This is a genomic window from Streptomyces sp. NPDC001135, from assembly GCF_053598395.1.
The window spans coordinates 78915-95139 of the sequence record NZ_JBSFKD010000007.1; the positions used below are offsets into that span (position 1 = coordinate 78915).

Here is a 16225-nt window from a genome sequence, read left to right on the forward strand (position 1 = left end):
GGCGGATGGGGCACATGGACAGGAGCAGGAGCGGCGCGAAGGAGCCGGATGTTTCGCTCGCTGCGCCCAAGGACTGGGCGGGAGGAGTGCCGGCGGTGGCCAACCCGCTGCGGTGCTCCCGGCAGCGGACGACGGTCCGCCGTACGGCACTGACGCTGCTCGATCTCCACCAGACCAAGGGCTTCGTCTGGCCGGGCGGCGCCTGGCCGGAACCGGACCCCGCTCACCGGCACCGCAACCAGTGCTGCGAGAGCGGCGCCCAGCACATGAGCGACGAGGCGGCGTCGGGCGGCGAGCACCGTCACGCTGCGCGCCTTCCGGAACGCACCACGCCCGGGGCCGCCTGCGCCACCGCCGCGGCCCCGCAGTCCGATGGCCGATGAAGGAGCCCCCGAGGACCTGGTCCGCGCGGCCCGCGCCGTGGGCGTGACCGACGCCCGTCTCCTGGAGGCCCTACGGAGCGTCCCCCGGGCGGAATTCGTCCCCGCGGACGAGGTGGCATCCGCGTACCGGGACACGCCCGTTCCGCTCCCCCACGGACAGGTGACCACCCAGCCCTCGCTGATCGCCATGATGGTCGCCGCTCTCGGCCTCACCGGAGACGAACAGGTCCTGGAGGTCGGGACCGGATACGGCTGGCAGACCGCGCTGCTGGCCCGCCTGGCCGCGCACGTCGTCAGCGTCGAGCGCTGGCCCGACCTGGTCGACGAGGCCCGCCTGCGGCTGGCCGGGCAGGGCGTCGGCAATGCCGAGGTCGTGCTCGGCGACGGGACCCTGGGGATGCCGACCCGTGCCCCGTACGACGCCGTCATCGTCTGCGCGGCCTTCCCGCGAGTGCCTGAGCCGCTCGTGGATCAGCTCCGCGCCGGTGGCCGGCTCGTCCAGCCGATCGGGCTGGGCGGGCAGGAGCGCGTGGAGCTGTACGAGCGGCGGGCCCGCGGCCTGGTGCACCGCAGGACGGTGACCGCGGCCCGGTTCGTCCGGCTGTACGGCGCCCATGGCTACGACCAGCGGTGACGCGCTCAGCGCTGATAGGTCCCGACCAGGGTGCCGGAGGCCAGCTCCCTGCCCTTCAGGGCACGGTGCACGTCCTCGGCGCCCGGGTGGTCGTGCAGCGGCAGCGGCTCGGACAGGGCGTACAGGCGGAAGAAGTAGCGGTGCGGCCCGTGCCCCGGTGGAGGCATCGGCCCTCCCCAGCCCACGCGGCCGAAGCCGTTCGGCCATGGCAGGCCCCCCTGGGGCTTCTGGCCCTCCGCCGCCCCGGTGGTCCCCGGATCGATGCCGGTCACCAGCCAGTGCAGGAAGGTCGTCCCCGGCGCGTCCGGGTCCTCGCACAGGAGCACCAGCTCCGTGGCCTCGTCGGGAACCCCCGACCAGGTCAAGGGCGGTGAGATGTTCTCACCCTCCCCGCTGTACCGACGGGGGATCACCGTGTTGTCGTCGAACGCGGTGCTGCTGAGTTCAATTCCGCTCATGCGCGCCGCCATACCCGCAACGGCGGCACCGGCACCGGTCGGCGCCCCAAAACCCCCGCTCGGCCGAGCCCACCCGGGCCGCTTCCGGAAGCGGGGGTGACGATGGCAGTGTGCCGACAAGGATCCTGCTCGAGGGCCGCCCTGGCGCAGGCAAGACGACCGCCGTGCGCCGGCTCGCCGCGCTGCTGCCCACCCGCGCGGCCAGCGGCTTCACCACGGAGGAGATCCGGCAATCCGGCGCCCGCGTCGGATTCGCCCTGGAGACCCTGGAAGGCCGACGGGAAGTGCTCGCCCATGTCGACCTGCCCGGTCCGCCACGGGTAGGGAAGTACGGTGTCGACCTGGGCGTCATGGAACGACTGGCGCTGCCGTCGCTTCGGCCGGCGGCAATCGAGGAGGCGGCAGGGCGGCTGGTGCTCATCGACGAGCTCGGGCGGATGGAACTGGCGTGCCCGGCGTTCCGGCACGCGGTCGACGCGCTGTTCGTCGCAGATGTCGACGTCGTCGCCACGGTCCACACGCACCGCGATCCGTTCACCGACGCCCTCAAGCGGCGCACCGACATCGAGGTCGTCCAGCTCACTGCGGCAAACCGGGACGTCCTGCCGGGCGAGCTCGCGGCCCGGCTGCAGCAGCCCCGGACGGCCGGAAGGCCCCCTCTCACGGATGAGACCCGGCCTCCGACCCGCTGAAGGCAGGAGTCGGCGACATCGGCATGGGGTTCGCGGTCAGGCCCTGACCACGCGCCTCACCACCAACGGCTGCCGCTTCGTGTGTCACGGCGGCTTCGACTGGCCGGGGATCGCCTGGCCAACCGCGTCATCCGCCGCTACGAAGCCTTGCCGTGACGCATGGGTGCTGCCGGATGACGACAGACGCAGGAACGTCGGCGCCATGCCGGGCTCTGGGAGCATCCAGGAGCCAACCGCTCTCCGACACGGTCGTTCGGCGGGGCCGTCCCCCTAACCCAGGAAGCTCAGCCGCACCTGGCGGTCGGGGTTGTCCCTGTTCGTATCCACCAGGCACACCGACTGCCAGGTGCCCAGTTCCAGGCGGCCGGCGAGGACCGGGAGGGTCGCGTGGGGCGGGACGACGGCCGGGAGGACGTGGTCGCGGCCGTGGCCGGGGCTGCCGTGACGGTGCTGCCAGCGGTCGTCGGCGGGGAGCAGGGTGTGCAGGGCGGCGAGGAGGTCGTCGTCGCTCCCGGCGCCGGTCTCGATGAGGGCGATGCCGGCGGTCGCGTGCGGGACGAAGATGTTGAGCAGGCCGTCGCGGCCGGCCGCCGCCTCCCCCAGGAAGTTCTCACAGTCGGCGGTGAGGTCGACGACGCGTTCCCGGGAGCCGGTGGAGACGTTCAGCATTCGGGTGGTGAAGGCATCTGACATGCCCCCATCCTGGCCCATACGCCGGGTTCCACACTCCGCGGCGCGGTCGTTCGGCGAGACGAGCGGTTCATGTGTCGGGACACCGTTGATCACGGCAGTGGCCGCCGCCGTCGGCCATGGGGACCTCGCTGCGGCGCGTCGCGTTCGGGGGTCTGATCCGGCACGTCGTGCGCGGCGAACTTCCGGATGGCCTCTCAGGTTGTGTCCTGTCTGGTGGTGTGGTCCCTCATGGGCCAAGGGCAGCGGAGTGAAAAATCCGGGCTCCGTGAATGAGGCGGGGTCGCGCGCGGCTAGAGCTCTGGACAACGGTTGTTGCGTGTGTCGACGCGACAGCCCGATCGGGTGGGACCAGCCGTGCGGCTGTCGGTGGCCCCCACGCCGTGCCGGTGCCGCCATGCCATGATCTTGGAGGTCTCCTTGTCGCCAGCCGATCCTGCCGTCGACCGACTGGTGGAGGCCGCGCGCCATGCGCCTGCCGGCCTGATCGCTCGGCTCGTGCAAAGCGGCGACTTTCGCGAGACACGGCTTGGAGAGGCCATCCGGGACGTGCAGAGGGCCCACTCGCACCCGGACACGGCTGATGCGGGGACTGTCATCGACCCGGTGACCCACGACCCCGGTTGGTGAAGCGCCCACGCGCTCCGGCACAAGGCGGATTCCACGCTGCTGGAGTTGGCCGGGACCTGAAGGGAGCCCCTGTGGGCAGGAAGACCGGCTTGGCCAAGGTGCTGGTGACCGATCTGGACGGCACGCTGCTGGGAGGCGACGAGCGCGTTCGGGGGCGTCTGTACGACGCTCTGGAACGGCACCCGGACATCACTGTGGTCTTCGCGACCGGGCGCGGTCTTGCTTCCGTACAGGCGCTCCTGCGAGACGATCCCCTGGTGCCGTCCCCGCGCTGGATCATCGCCGACGTCGGGGCCAGCGTCATCGACGCCGTCGGGATGGTCCGCCTCGACGACATGCAGGGGCAGCTGCGCACCGGATGGCCGGGCGCCGACCGGGTTCGAGCGGCGCTGCGGCACTTTCCGCAGCTCGTGTACCAGGAAGGCGTGCCCCAGGAGGGCCGCTGCTCCTTCTATCTGAGCCCCGAAGGTCTCTCGGACGGCCTCAAGGCCGCGGTGAGAGCGCTGGGATGCACCTGGTCGTACGCCTCGGGCCGGTACTTCGACGTCCTGCCGGCCGGGGCGAACAAGGGACGTGCGCTGCGGCTGCTCGGCCGCAGGCTGGGGTGGTCCCGGCAGACGATGCTCGTGGCCGGGGACTCCCTCAACGACCTTTCGCTGTTCTCCCAGGGCACGCGCGCGGTCGTCGTCGCCAATGCGGAGCCCGCTCTGGCTGCCGGCGTCCCGGCGAGCGAGCAGGTCCACCACTCCGCCCTGAACGGAGCTGCCGCCGTCCTGGAGGGGATGGAGCGCCTCGGCTGGCTGGTCCGCCGATCGGTGGTCGTCGGCTATCACCGCCCGCCCGTGCGCTGGCTCGACGGCGGCTGGCGGCCGCCGTCCAGTCCCAACGGCATCCTGCCGACTTTGCAGGCCGCGCTCGCCGACGAGCGCATGGACGCCGTGTGGGCAGCCGCCCACATCGGCGAGGCACCACCGCCCGGCGCGTCTGTGACGATCGTCGACGGCTTGCCGCTGTCCCTGCTGCCGCTGCGAGCCGAACGGTGGGCGGGTTACTTCCACCGCGTCTGCAAGGAGACGCTCTGGCCGGCCCTGATGTCCCAGCCCGGCCTCATCCGGGACCGGCCGGCCCACTGGGCCGACTATGAGGAGGTCAACGCCGCGTTCGCCCGGCATGTCGGCTCTCTCGCCGCGCCGGGAGGCACGGTCTGGTTGCACGACTACAACCTGTGGCTCGTGCCGGCCGTCCTCCGGGCCCAGCGCCCCGACCTGGCCATCGGGCTGTTCCACCACACGCCGTTCCCCCAGCCGGACGTCTTCCGCCGTATTCCCGCGGCCGGGCAGCTGCTCGACTCGCTCGCATGCCTGGACTGGGCCGGCTTCCACACCGCCGACTGCGCCGACCACTTCCGTCGGCTCCTGGCCGGCAGCGCAGGCCCCACGCCGCGCGTCGGCGTGCACCCCCTCGGCATCGACCGCCGTGCCGTCGCAGACCTCGCCAGGACGCGCCCCCAGTCGCAGCACCGGGAAGACGACAGCCAGCTGGTGCTGTCGGTGGAACGACTCGACTACGCCAAGGCGCCCGTCCACAAGGTCCGCGCACTGGACGCCCTCCTGGCCCAGACGCCACACCTGCGGGGACAGGTGCGCTACCGTCTGGTCTGCCCGCCACCGGAGACCGGCATCCGCGCCTACGACTCCACCCGCTCGGAACTCGAGAACGCGATCAGCCGCATCAACCGCCGCTGGGGCACGCCCGGGTGGGAGCCCGTCGACTACATCCCCCGCAATCTGGACTTCCCCCAGGTCGTCGACCACTACCTGGCGGCCGACGTGTTCTGGGTGACCTCACTCGCCGACGGGATGAACCTCACAGCCCAGGAATACATCACCGCGTGCCACGCCACCAACCGTCCTGGTGTTCTGATCCTCTCCCGTCACGCGGGAGTCGCGCGGCACCTGGGGACCGCGGCCCTGCTCACCGATCCACTGCGGCCACAGGACCTGGTCGACACCCTGCACGCCGCACTGGCCATGACGGTTCAGGAACGCTCCGCGCACATCACACGCCTGGAGGGCCTGCTCGACACCCCGCCCCCGGCCGAGTGGGCCCGCACCGTCATCGCCGCCATCCGTGACGCCGGGGCATCGCCGGACCAGGGCCACCGCCGATGAGGAAGGGGCAGACGTACGGGGGACCCGCACCCGGTGTAGGCCCGCATTGGGAACGTCCCGTTCCGTCGCGGCGGCCTGGGCCTCGCCTTGTGTCTCACCCGAGGGACACGGCACATCTGTCTAAGGATCTTGTCCTCTGGGGTCTGCCACGGTGTCGCCGTCGGTGGCCACGCCGTCGACAACAGTGCCCGGAGGTGAACCGAACCGTCGCCGACAGTGCCACGCCTCAGAGGAAGTTCAGAGATTCCGAGCGCTGGCGCATACCCGCTTCCCGAGGTTCGAAGTGTCATGGCCATGACTTGAAGCCAGCCGCCATGCTTTCCCGACCTGAGGAGTAACCCCCAGGAACTTCTCGTCGACGCCCACGTTAAGCACCGTGCGCCCGCTCGTGCAGGCGGTGTTCCGCCTGGTGACCGGCTTCCTGTTCGCCTGCCACGGCGCGGCGTCCCTGTTCGGTGTCCTGGGCGGAGCCCACGGCGGCGGTACGGTACCCACCCTGCAGTGGCCCGGATGGTGGGCCGCGGTCATCGAACTGGTCGGCGGGACCCCGGTGGCCCTCGGCCTGTTCACACGGACCCCGGCCGTCGTCTGCTCCCGGGTCCATGGCCTACGCCTACTTCAGAGTTCACCAGTCCAACGCGCTGTTCCCGATCGACAACGGGGGTGAGCCGGCCGTCATGTTCTGCTGGACGTTCCTGCTCATCGCCGGCCTGGGCCCCGGCGCGTACGCGGCCGAGACTCTGCTGAAGAGAGATGCGACCGTCGAGGCGGACGACGGGGTGGCACCAGTGCCTACTCCGTAGGCCTCGCGTCTGGCCGGAGGGCGGACGCGAGACAAGCGCAGTGAAGCCCCTCGGCGTCACTGAGGGGCTTTCGTCAGGAAGCCGTAGGAGGCCGGGTGCTGGGAGATCTTCTCCAGCCGCAGCGGCTCCGGGTTCCTGATCACCTCACCGAGGATGCCATGGCCCTCGGGGAAGTGGTCGATCCCGGCGATCTGTTCCTCGGTCACGCCCACGGTATGGAAGGCTGAGAGTGCTCTGCCGTGGATGCCGATCACGCCCAGGGCGCCGTATTCGGCGTCGACCAGCGTCGCAGCCGACTTCACGACGGAGTGCAGTACCTGTTCGAGGTGCAGGTCGCGACCGACGGAGAGGACAGCCTCCAACAGGCTGCGCACTCGTTCCTGTGTACCGCGGGCCGCGTCGATTCTGGCCTGCAGCTCTCCCAGCTCGTCGAGCTTGAGCTGCAGCATCCGTACGCGTAGACCTTCGGGGTTTCGTCGCTCCACTCCCCTCCAGCACAGTTCCTGACTTTCGGGGTCTGCTCTCACGGTATCCGTCCTCAACCCGAAACGGCACCACAGCCTTTGTCAGGACCTCCGTCGGCTTGGGCCACCTTCCCAGGTAAAGGGCCGGTGGGCCCATCGCCTGATCCGGACCGCTCGAGCCGGAGGTGCTGACGCGGGTACCACGCGCCGCCCGACACGGCTTCGGTCCTGGTGCGGCGGTGCTGCACCTGAGCGCGGCCCGGATACCCTTTGCTCCATGTCTGCGCGACCCAGCTCCGGGGCTTCCCCGTCCTGTCCCGCCGGGCAGGAGCCGGACGCCCGGCTGCTCACCGAAGCCATCACCCGGCTGCATCGCGCGCTGCACTCCTCCATGGTCCGCACCGACTACCCACGCAAGACTCTCCCCTTGGCCCAGGTCGAGCTGCTCCAGGTACTACGGGAACGCTCGCCCGCGCACATCAGTGACCTGACCGCCCGCCGCCACCTGGCGCCCAGCACGGTCAGTGGACTCATCAGCCGGATAATCGGCGCCGGGCTGGTCGCGCGTGATGTGGATCCGGTCAACCATCGGTCCTCCGTCGTCACCCTCACCGATGCAGGCCGTGAGGAGCTCGCCGCCTGGACCAGGACCCACAAAGATCCCATGGATGCCGCCTACGCCGCCCTCGGCGACAGCGAGCGCGCGGTCATCGCGGAGGCGCTACCCGTGCTCTTCCGGCTCGCGGAGCACATCTACGAGCAAGCACACGGCCCTGAACTGGGCTGAAAGCCGTGCCCCGAGCACGGCGCGGGCTCACTCTTGACTCGCCGGCGAGACGTGCCGCCCATGGATCCCCTCGAACGGCGCCAGCCGGACGGCCGGCGTGCCGCAGGCTGTGGCTCAGTCGTCAGTGTGTGCCTGGAGCGGTGTCTCCTCGGTCGGGCCGTATCCGCCTCCGCCGGGGGTGCGGATGACGAGCGTGTCCCCGGCGCTGACGTCTGCCGTGTCGCAGCCGCGCAGAGGCGTGGTCGTGCCGTCCACGCGTGCGATGAGGTTCTCGCCCAGAGCGCCGGGGCGGCCGCCGTCCATGCCGTAGGGCGGGATGCGGCGATGGCTGGAGACGACTGCGACGGTCATCGGTTCCAGGAAGCGGATCCGGCGTTCCACGCCGCACCCGCCGTGCCAGCGGCCCGCGCCCCCACTGCCCTCGCGGATGCGGAAGTCCTCCACCCGTACCGGGTAGCGCCATTCCAGGATCTCGGGGTCGGTGAGGCGGGAGTTGGTCATGTGCGTCTGTACGGCGTCAGCGCCGTCGAAGCCTTCGCCCGCGCCGGCGCCGGATGCGACGGTCTCGTAGTACTGCACATGATCGTTGCCGAAGGACAGGTTGTTCATGGTGCCGGAGCCCTCCGCCTGGGCGCCCAGCACGGCGTACAGGGCACCGGTGACGGCCTGGGACGTCTCGACGTTGCCGGCGACGGTGGCGGCCGGGTGGACCGGGGCGAGCATGCAGCCGTCGGGAATACGGACGTCGAGTGGCTTCAGGCAGCCGCTGTTGAGGGGGATGTCGTCGGCGACCAGGGTGCGGAAGACGTACAGCACGGCCGCCATGACGACGGATGTGGGGGCGTTGAGGTTGCCGGGCTGCTGGGGTGATGTTCCGGTGAAGTCCAGTACGGCGCTGCGGGTTTCGTGGTCGACGCGCAGCGCGACCTGGATGATGGCCCCGTTGTCGGTCTCATAGCGGTGTTCGCCGTCGTGGAGGGTGGCGATGATACGGCGGACGGATTCCTCGGCGTTGTCCTGGACGTGCCACATGTAGGCGTGGACGACGTCGAGCCCGAACTCGTCGATCACCGCTCGTAGTTCGCGGATGCCCTTGTTGTTGGCGGCGATCTGGGCACGCAGGTCTGTGAGGTTGGTCTCCGGGTCGCGCGACGGGTAGCGGGCGGTCAGCAGCAGGTCGCGGGTTTCGGTCTCGCGGAAGTGTCCGTCCCGCACGAGCAGCCAGTTGTCGAACAGGACGCCCTCCTCGTCGATCGTGGTGCTGAAGGCGGGCATCGACCCCGGGCTGATACCGCCGATCTCGGCGTGGTGGCCGCGCGAGGCGACCAGGAAGAGCAGCCGCTCGCCCGTCTCGTCGAAGACCGGGGTGACGACGGTGATGTCGGGCAGGTGAGTGCCGCCGTGGTAGGGGTCGTTGATGGCATAGACGTCGCCGGGCCTCAGTGAGCCGGAGTTGCGGCGCAGCACCTCCTTGATGGACTCGCCCATCGACCCGAGGTGGACAGGGATGTGTGGCGCATTGGCGATGAGATTGCCGTCCGGGTCGAACAGGGCGCAGGAGAAGTCGAGGCGCTCCTTGATGTTGACCGAGTGCGCCGTGCTCCCGAGGCGTACGCCCATCTGTTCGGCGACGGACATGAACAGGTTGTTGAAGACTTCCAACATCACCGGGTCGACGGTGGTGCCGACCGCCGTACGGGACGGGCGGGGCCGGGAGCGGGTGAGGACGAGGTCGCCGTGCTCGTCGGCCGCGGCGCGCCATCCTGGGTCGACAACCGTGGTCTCGTCCGCCTCGGCGATGATCGCCGGACCCTCGACCGCGTCCTGCGGACGGATGTCCTCGCGTCGGTACAGCCGCGTGGGCTGCCAACGGCCATCGATGAACATCCGGACGACAGCGACGGGGTGAAGTGCGCCGGTCCGCGGCGGCAGCGCGGACGTGGTGGTGGTACGCGGGCCGGAGGAACCGGTGGCCTCGACCGCGATGGCCTCGACCACCAGTGGCTTGCTCATGGTGAAGCCGTAGCGTTCCCGGTGATCGCGTTCGAAGGCGGCCTGCATCTCCTGGGCAGGCCCCAACGGCACCGGCAGCGAGAAGTCCGTGCCCTGGTAGCGCAGCAGTGCGCGGGCGGTCGTACGGACGGTGGCGTCCGGCACGCCGTCCTCGCGCAACTGGACGCGTGCCCGCTCCTCCAGTTCGGCGCGGACGGCTTCGACACGGGCCGCTGCCTCCGGCCGGTCGAGGGGGATCTCGATGGAGCGTTCGCGCAGCGCCAGCGCGTCCGCCATCCCGATTCCGTAGGCGGACAGCACCCCGGCGAGCGGCGGGATCAGCACGGTGTCGATGCCGAGCCGATCGGCGACCGCACAGGCGTGCTGGCCGCCCGCCCCACCGAAGGCGACCAGCGCGTAGCGGGTGATGTCACGGCCACGCTGGACGGAGATCTTCTTCACCGCGTTCGCGATGTTGAGCACGGCGATGTCGAGGAAGCCCGCCGCGACCTCCTCCGGGCCAAGACGCCTTCCGGTCGAGGCGGCAGTCTGCTCGGCAAGCTCCGTGAAACGGGCACGGACCGCGGCCTCGTCCAACGGCTGATCGCCGTCCTTGCCGAACACCGCCGGGAAATAGGCGGCTTGGACACGGCCCAGCATGACATTGGCGTCGGTGACGGTCAGCGGCCCGCCGCGGCGGTAGCAGACCGGGCCGGGATCGGCACCGGCCGAGTCCGGCCCCACGCGGTAGCGCATCCCGTCGAAGTGCAGGACGGAGCCCCCGCCCGCGGCGACGGTGTGGATGTCGGTCATCGGCGCCCGCATCCGCACGCCCGCCACCTGGGTGCCCAGAACCCGTTCGATCTCGCCCGCGTAGTGGGACACGTCGGTCGAGGTGCCACCCATGTCGAAGCCGATCGCCCTGGTGCGGCCGGCGCGCCTCGCGGCGCGGGCCATGCCCACGACGCCGCCCGCCGGGCCGGAGAGCACGGCGTCCTTGCCCCTGAAGCGGCCCGCCTCCCGCAGACCTCCGCCGGACTGCATGAACATCAACCGCACACCGCTCAGTTCCGAAGCCACCCGGTCCACGTAGCGCCGCAGGATGGGTGACAGGTAGGCGTCGACCACCGTCGTGTCGCCCCGCGGCACCAGCTTGATCAGCGGGCTCACCTCGTGCGAACAGCTCACCTGTTGATAGCCGATCGAAAGGGCCGCCTCGGCCACGGCACACTCGTGATCCGGGTAGCGGTAGCCGTGCAGGAAGACGACCGCGGCACTGCGGAACCCGGCCGCGTACGCCGACGCGAGCGCCTCGCGCACGCCACCGAGGTCGAGCGGGCGGACGAGCTCACCGCGCGCGCTCACCCGCTCCTCCACCTCGATCACCCGGTCGTAGAGGACCTCCGGAAGCAGGATGCGGCGGTCGAAGATGTGCGGACGGTTCTGGTAGGCGATCCGCAGGGCATCCCGGAAACCCCGAGTGATCACGAGAACAGTGGGCTCGCCGGTGTGGGTCAGCAATGCGTTGGTGGCGACGGTGGTGCCCATCTTCACCACCTCGATCCGGTCGGCCGGAATCGGCTCGTCCGCCTCCAGGCCCAGCCCCAGACGGATCCCGGCGACCGCCGCGTCCCGGTACGCCTCCGGCCGGTCCGACAGCAGTTTGCGGCTGGCCACCTCGGAGTCCGGCGTCACCGCCACGACATCGGTGAAAGTGCCACCACGGTCGATCCAGAACTGCCAGCGACCAGCCATGGGCCCATTGTGCGCTTCCCGTGTGCGGTGCGGTGATCGGCTGGCATGATGTCCCCCCGGTCGCAGCTCGACCACCTCTGGCGGACCGGTCACGGCCTGCACCCACCTGCGCGGCCCACACCGTGCCGGCACCTCTGGGCCTGCGGACGAGTTCGGTTGCCGGGCTCTGGGTGCGGTGATCTACTCGACATGGTGGGGTCCGGCCGTATGGAGCAGCCCGTGCCACGGCCGACGAGGCGCGGCGAACGGTGCAGCCCGCCGCCCCGGCAGGAGGAGCCGGGACGGCTTGCCGACGGTGGTCTGCCATGCGCGGCCGGGGATGTGGGGTTCCGTGCTGGAAAGGAACGCGGTAATGACCTATGCAGCCACGAACAGCCGTCCCGGGCAGCGCCTGCGCCACCAAGTCACGGGTGTCGCGTCGACGATCGGCAAAGCGGTGGTGGCGACAGGCAAAGCCACCGCTGGCGCCGTGCGCCATCCGGGTGCCACGGCCGGACGTGCCCGTAAGACATCGCAGGCGTTGCCCTTGCTATGGGAGTCGGTCAAGCCGGTGCTGACCGGGCACGTGACCGACTGGCGCCGGGAATACGCGTACACGCTCGGGGAGCAGGCCTTCGTCTACGGGTTCCCGTACATCTACAACGCCGGTCTCCGCCACCGGTGGGTGACCCAGGTGCCCGACACCGACGCGACGCCGTACGCGCCCGTCAACCACTTCTGGCACGCCCGGAAGCTCTTCGACGCCTCCGACCGGCAGGGCCTGTGCCCCAACAACGACACGCTCTACTCGTTCGCCTGGGTGGATCTGAGCGAGGAACCCGTCATCCTCTCACACCCGGACATGGGGAATCGGTACTTCACCTTCGAACTGGTCGGCGTCACCTCCGACAACTACGACTACGTGGGCGGGCGCGCCACCGGCTCGAACGCCGGTGACTTTGCCCTCGTCGGGCCGGGATGGAGCGGAGACGTCCCCGAGGGGGTGCGTCGTACGGCGACCGCACCCAGCCCCTGGATCCTCATCGTCGGCCGCACGCTCGTAGAAGGCGAACAGGACCTCGCCGGCGTCCATGCGCTTCAGGATCAGTACCGGTTGGTCCCGCTCCGCCTGTTCGGCACCAAGGGAGCGCAGGTACCCGCCCGGCACGACGTGCTGGAACCGATCGACGCGGCACAGGACCCTCTTGGGCCGTGGAAGACCCTGAACGCGATGCTGGCCGAGAATCCGCCGCCGGGGCACCACGAGATCCTGCTCAAGCAGTTCGCGGAGATCGGAATCGGACCCGGGATGGACGTCGAAGCCCAGCCCGAATCCGTCAAGCGGAGTCTGATGCGGGCCGCGGCCACCGGTACAGCCATGCTCGAACAGCAACTGCTCAGTGGCGAATGGGCCCGTGTCGTCAACGGCTGGCGCTATCCGCCACCGCAGATGGGACGGTTCGGAGACGATTTCCTGCGGCGTGCCGCGGAGCAGTCCCTGGTCGGTGTCGCCGCCAACGACCCTGAGGAAGCGGTCTACCTGGCCGCCTTCCACGACGCTGACGGCGCCAAGTTATCCACGGGTCGCTACGAACTGCGCTTCGGGCCGGGAAGCCTCCCTCCCGTCGACGCGTTCTGGTCCCTCACCGTCTACGGCGAGGACAGGAATCTGGTAGCCAACCCGATCGACCGATACTCCATCGGTGACCGCACCCCCGGACTGGTCACCGACGCGGACGGAGGCCTGACCATCCGCCTGCAGCCCGGTTCCCCGGGATCTGCCGAGGAGGCCAACTGGCTGCCCACACCGGCACAGGGCACCTGGTTCATGGCCATGCGCATGTACCTGCCACGACATGAGGTCATCGACGCGCGCTGGGAATGCCCGCCGATCAACCGCGTCGCCTGACGGGGCTTCGGAGCGACCACGGCGCCGTCGGGACACCAACTTCCCTCCCGAAGACGAATCGCCGGAGGTGCTGCTGGGCTGGTGCCTGGTGGCCAACGCTGCGCGAGAAACCGCGCGCGGGAGAGCGGCCTCGATATCCAGCGCGGGACAAAGCGCTTTTCCGCAGGCGCCCCGCTGTGGATCCGGCCCATGGTGGGGAGGTGAGCCTCGACCAGGCCTGTCGTTGCGGCCAGAGCGGCGGCATGCTGTGACCCCAGCAGAATCGTCCAGTCCGGAGGGATGCGATCTAGCCTCGATCCTTCGTGATTGGCCGTCAGCTCTTGCTGGCGGCCGGTTTGCGTTCGGCGGTGTTTGTCGGGTGTGACGGCGGCCCGACTATCGCATCGGGTGGGCGCCGGGTTCCACAGTTCCGGTGGGGCTCGTAGGGACGGGAACGTGCTGCTCAGCCGGGGTTCGGAAGGGCTGCGAGTCGCTGGATTGCCTCTGTGATCACATCGGTCCAGGGCCAGTGGCGGGCGAACCTGATGTGGTCGGCGGCGGTGTTGCTGCCCGGGTTGCCCGGCCGCAGCAGAGTGGCGACCGGCTCTCCGCTGCCGCCCGCTCCGTGGTCGACGAAGCCCATCAGCGGGTGGTGCCCGAACGTCTTCTTCCAGGTCGCGGCGGCGTCCTGCTCCTCGGAGTGTGCGAGGACGAGCACCCCGTCCAGGTCGAGGATCACCTGTTGGCCGACATCTGGAGCCGAGGCTCCGGCCAGCTTCCATACGTATTCACGGATGTCGGCGCGTGCCGAACGGAGCGCCGCCAGGGCCTTGTCTCCCGCCGTGGCGAGGGTGTCTATGAGACGGGAGACCGTCGGGTCGGAGGCCACCGGCCCGAACACGCCCGGTTCGACCCGCAGCATTCCTACGTCCGCGAGGCAGTCCCCGCCGAGAGCGGACCGCGAGCGCCACATCCAGCAGGACCTTGCCCGGGTCGTGCACCGCACGGGACTTGCGCCAGGGCGACAGCGCCGCCGATATCGCCTGACCCAGCCCGGTCTTGCGGACGGTGTCGAGCAGGAGCACGGCCCCGGCCTGCGAGACCACCGCCCGGCCGCCGCCCTCGACGCGGACACGCGGGTAGGACCCGATGCGCTTCTTCGCCTGGAAAGTGCCTCCGACGGCTGCTGGAACAAGGACCTCAGTAATCCGCATTCTCGCTGGTCAGAGGAACTTTCCGCTGTCTTGTTCACCGGCCGGACAGCCCGCCTCGTGAAAGCGCGAGGCTAGAAGCAGTCGGCCCGGGTGGCCCTCCTCGAACCCACGGGTGCCGGCGCGATGAGCCCTGCACCGGCATGGGAGTTTGACGCCGAGACGGTACGCGCGACCTGCGCGCCGGGGTGGTCTCCGAGGTCGATCTTCCATCCAAGAGAGGGTTTCGGGACAGTGCCTCGGACCGGTTCAATCACGGCACGACCCGTTCGACCTCGCCAAGGCCGCGGCAGCCTGCGGCGAGGAACTGCTCACTACGCCGGCCGTCACCGACTACGCGGACACCACGCTCGCTAAGGCGGCACCATCATGGCATTGCGGCACGTCAATCGGCTGACATTGGTGAGCTCCGAGAGCGTAGTCAAACCTGGTGATCTGCTGAAGGTGTTCCTGCGCACGAACAACGAATGCACCGTGCGCCAGGCCCGCCGCCTGGTCGAGATGGAAGTCGTGCACCCACCGCTTGATGGTCCGCACGCTCACGCCCAGTTCGTCGGCCTTGGTCTTGTACCGCTGCATTTTGGGGACGGTGGCCGCATACTCCAGCCGCGGCTCGCCAGGAGCCGGCAGCTCAGGACTCCCCGACCGGTAGCCATAGACGACTTCGTTCATATGAGCTGTGCGCTCGCGCACCTCGTCAAGCTGTGCGTCGGTGAGCTGGGCCAGAACGACCGATGCCGTTTCACGGTCATCGTCGGAATGCGGGCCGAACCGCTCCGGGATGGCGGCGGCCCGGCCGGAGGCGAGGACCTCTCTTGGGGACAGACGGAACCGACGACCGTGACCGTCTCGGACCAGGACCTCGTTGCCCGCTGCGGCACCGAACATCTCATCCACGAGGACGACCTCACCGTCGTACCTCAGCTTCGTGCCGACACCCATCCGTACTGCGGCTCCGGCCATAATCGGTCCCCTTCGTGTACTTGGCACACACCGGGCAGACTCGTCCCCGGCAGCCATGTCGCCTTGACCGTCTTCATCAATCGGGGGCGGTAGCTCACACCTTCCTGCGCCGACGATCGAGGCATTCCCCTTGCATATTCGTGACGTTCGGATAGTGGCACGGTCAAATCGGTCACGAAGTGCTGGCACCACAACAGCCGTAGCACGACGGCCCGCGGAGGTTCGCCAACTCGGACCCTGGTGGCTCACTCCACACCTCGAAATCCCAACCGCGAGACAGGACAACCTCACGCGCCCAGTCGAGTACATGGTTCGTCCTCGGGCGGCTCAGCAGATGGCGTGGTTTGACATCAACGACCAGCGGCACATCCCCGTCGCGTCGAATAAGAAAGTCAGGAACGTGACGTCTCCGTTGTCCAGCCACTCTGGCAGTGAGCAGGAAGGGCTGAGCCCAGACGCCGGTCACGTTCTGGTCGAAGTCAGCGTAGAGCAGGCGCGTCAACTCAAGCCGCGACTCATAAACCACATGATCCCGCATCGTGGAGGACCAGTACGTGCCCGAGTAGTGCTTTTGCCCGTGCCACCAGCGAAACGTCCGCCATGGCCTCGACGGGCCAAAATCATCGACACCCGTCGGAGTCCAAGACCGACCCTGCTCCACCGTCCCGTCTGTATGACACAGACTTACGGAAACTTCACCAACGACGTCCTGCATGCTCCACCCC

At 69.5% G+C, this 16225-nt stretch carries 11 protein-coding genes and 3 pseudogenes; 7 read left to right on the forward strand and 7 right to left on the reverse strand.

Annotated elements, in window-relative coordinates:
* Positions 1-14 precede the first annotated feature (14 nt).
* Positions 15-383, forward strand: coding sequence for a hypothetical protein (locus ACWC94_RS11555; protein WP_450796315.1), 369 nt, complete (start codon positions 15-17; stop codon positions 381-383).
* Positions 373-1017, forward strand: coding sequence for a protein-L-isoaspartate(D-aspartate) O-methyltransferase (locus tag ACWC94_RS11560; protein WP_450796316.1), 645 nt, complete (start codon positions 373-375; stop codon positions 1015-1017). Before ACWC94_RS11555 ends, ACWC94_RS11560 begins: the two co-directional genes overlap by 11 nt.
* A gap of 5 nt (positions 1018-1022) precedes the next feature.
* On the opposite strand, the gene ACWC94_RS11565 is transcribed toward ACWC94_RS11560, so the two are convergent.
* Positions 1023-1475, reverse strand: coding sequence for a YbhB/YbcL family Raf kinase inhibitor-like protein (locus tag ACWC94_RS11565; protein ID WP_450796317.1), 453 nt, complete (start codon positions 1473-1475; stop codon positions 1023-1025).
* Positions 1476-1585: 110 nt separating this feature from the next.
* Between ACWC94_RS11565 and ACWC94_RS11570 the strand changes: the two genes are divergently transcribed.
* On the forward strand, positions 1586-2167 hold the full coding sequence (locus ACWC94_RS11570) for a nucleoside-triphosphatase (protein ID WP_450796318.1): 582 nt from the start codon (positions 1586-1588) through the stop codon (positions 2165-2167).
* A 270-nt stretch (positions 2168-2437) separates the two neighbouring features.
* On the opposite strand, the gene ACWC94_RS11575 is transcribed toward ACWC94_RS11570, so the two are convergent.
* Complete coding sequence (locus ACWC94_RS11575; RefSeq protein WP_450796319.1) at positions 2438-2860, reverse strand: YjbQ family protein; 423 nt, start codon at positions 2858-2860, stop codon at positions 2438-2440.
* 698 nt (positions 2861-3558) lie between these two features.
* On the opposite strand from ACWC94_RS11575, the gene ACWC94_RS11580 reads away from it, so the two are divergent.
* Together ACWC94_RS11580 and ACWC94_RS11585 are read left to right on the forward strand one after the other, a co-directional pair.
* Positions 3559-5658 carry a trehalose-6-phosphate synthase gene (locus ACWC94_RS11580; RefSeq protein WP_450796320.1) on the forward strand — a complete coding sequence of 700 codons (2100 nt, stop codon included), beginning with the start codon at positions 3559-3561 and terminating at the stop codon, positions 5656-5658.
* Between the two features lie 376 nt (positions 5659-6034).
* Positions 6035-6461: pseudogene (locus ACWC94_RS11585) on the forward strand (DoxX family protein).
* 62 nt (positions 6462-6523) lie between these two features.
* Here the strand turns inward: ACWC94_RS11585 and ACWC94_RS11590 are convergent.
* A pseudogene (locus tag ACWC94_RS11590) lies at positions 6524-6910 on the reverse strand (histidine kinase); the annotation flags it as partial.
* Between the two features lie 292 nt (positions 6911-7202).
* On the opposite strand from ACWC94_RS11590, the gene ACWC94_RS11595 reads away from it, so the two are divergent.
* Positions 7203-7712, forward strand: a complete 510-nt coding sequence (locus ACWC94_RS11595) for a MarR family winged helix-turn-helix transcriptional regulator (RefSeq protein WP_450796321.1) — start codon at positions 7203-7205, stop codon at positions 7710-7712.
* A gap of 114 nt (positions 7713-7826) precedes the next feature.
* Here ACWC94_RS11595 and ACWC94_RS11600 read toward each other — a convergent pair whose 3' ends face one another.
* Positions 7827-11459, reverse strand: a complete 3633-nt coding sequence (locus ACWC94_RS11600; RefSeq protein WP_450796322.1) for a hydantoinase B/oxoprolinase family protein — start codon at positions 11457-11459, stop codon at positions 7827-7829.
* Positions 11460-11811: 352 nt separating this feature from the next.
* Between ACWC94_RS11600 and ACWC94_RS11605 the strand changes: the two genes are divergently transcribed.
* Positions 11812-13347: a DUF1254 domain-containing protein gene (locus ACWC94_RS11605; protein ID WP_450796323.1), complete on the forward strand. Its 1536-nt coding sequence runs from the start codon at positions 11812-11814 to the stop codon at positions 13345-13347.
* A 514-nt stretch (positions 13348-13861) separates the two neighbouring features.
* Here ACWC94_RS11605 and ACWC94_RS11610 read toward each other — a convergent pair.
* The 3 genes and pseudogenes from ACWC94_RS11610 to ACWC94_RS11620 form a co-directional block, all read right to left on the reverse strand.
* Positions 13862-14540, reverse strand: a pseudogene (locus ACWC94_RS11610) (transposase); the annotation flags it as partial.
* 330 nt (positions 14541-14870) lie between these two features.
* Positions 14871-15434, reverse strand: a complete 564-nt coding sequence (locus ACWC94_RS11615; protein ID WP_450796324.1) for a hypothetical protein — start codon at positions 15432-15434, stop codon at positions 14871-14873.
* A 238-nt stretch (positions 15435-15672) separates the two neighbouring features.
* Positions 15673-16215 carry a TnsA-like heteromeric transposase endonuclease subunit gene (locus tag ACWC94_RS11620; protein ID WP_450796325.1) on the reverse strand — a complete coding sequence of 181 codons (543 nt, stop codon included), beginning with the start codon at positions 16213-16215 and terminating at the stop codon, positions 15673-15675.
* Positions 16216-16225 lie beyond the last annotated feature (10 nt).

Bases quoted from the DNA above. Each gene is read 5' to 3' on its own strand.
- ACWC94_RS11555 (WP_450796315.1), top strand. From the start codon at position 15: ATGGACAGGAGCAGGAGCGGCGCGAAGGAGCCGGATGTTTCGCTCGCT.
- ACWC94_RS11575 (WP_450796319.1), bottom strand. From the start codon at position 2,860: ATGTCAGATGCCTTCACCACCCGAATGCTGAACGTCTCCACCGGCTCC.
- ACWC94_RS11620 (WP_450796325.1), bottom strand. From the start codon at position 16,215: ATGCAGGACGTCGTTGGTGAAGTTTCCGTAAGTCTGTGTCATACAGAC.
- ACWC94_RS11560 (WP_450796316.1), top strand. From the start codon at position 373: ATGGCCGATGAAGGAGCCCCCGAGGACCTGGTCCGCGCGGCCCGCGCC.
- ACWC94_RS11605 (WP_450796323.1), top strand. From the start codon at position 11,812: ATGACCTATGCAGCCACGAACAGCCGTCCCGGGCAGCGCCTGCGCCAC.
- ACWC94_RS11600 (WP_450796322.1), bottom strand. From the start codon at position 11,459: ATGGCTGGTCGCTGGCAGTTCTGGATCGACCGTGGTGGCACTTTCACC.
- ACWC94_RS11595 (WP_450796321.1), top strand. From the start codon at position 7,203: ATGTCTGCGCGACCCAGCTCCGGGGCTTCCCCGTCCTGTCCCGCCGGG.
- ACWC94_RS11565 (WP_450796317.1), bottom strand. From the start codon at position 1,475: ATGAGCGGAATTGAACTCAGCAGCACCGCGTTCGACGACAACACGGTG.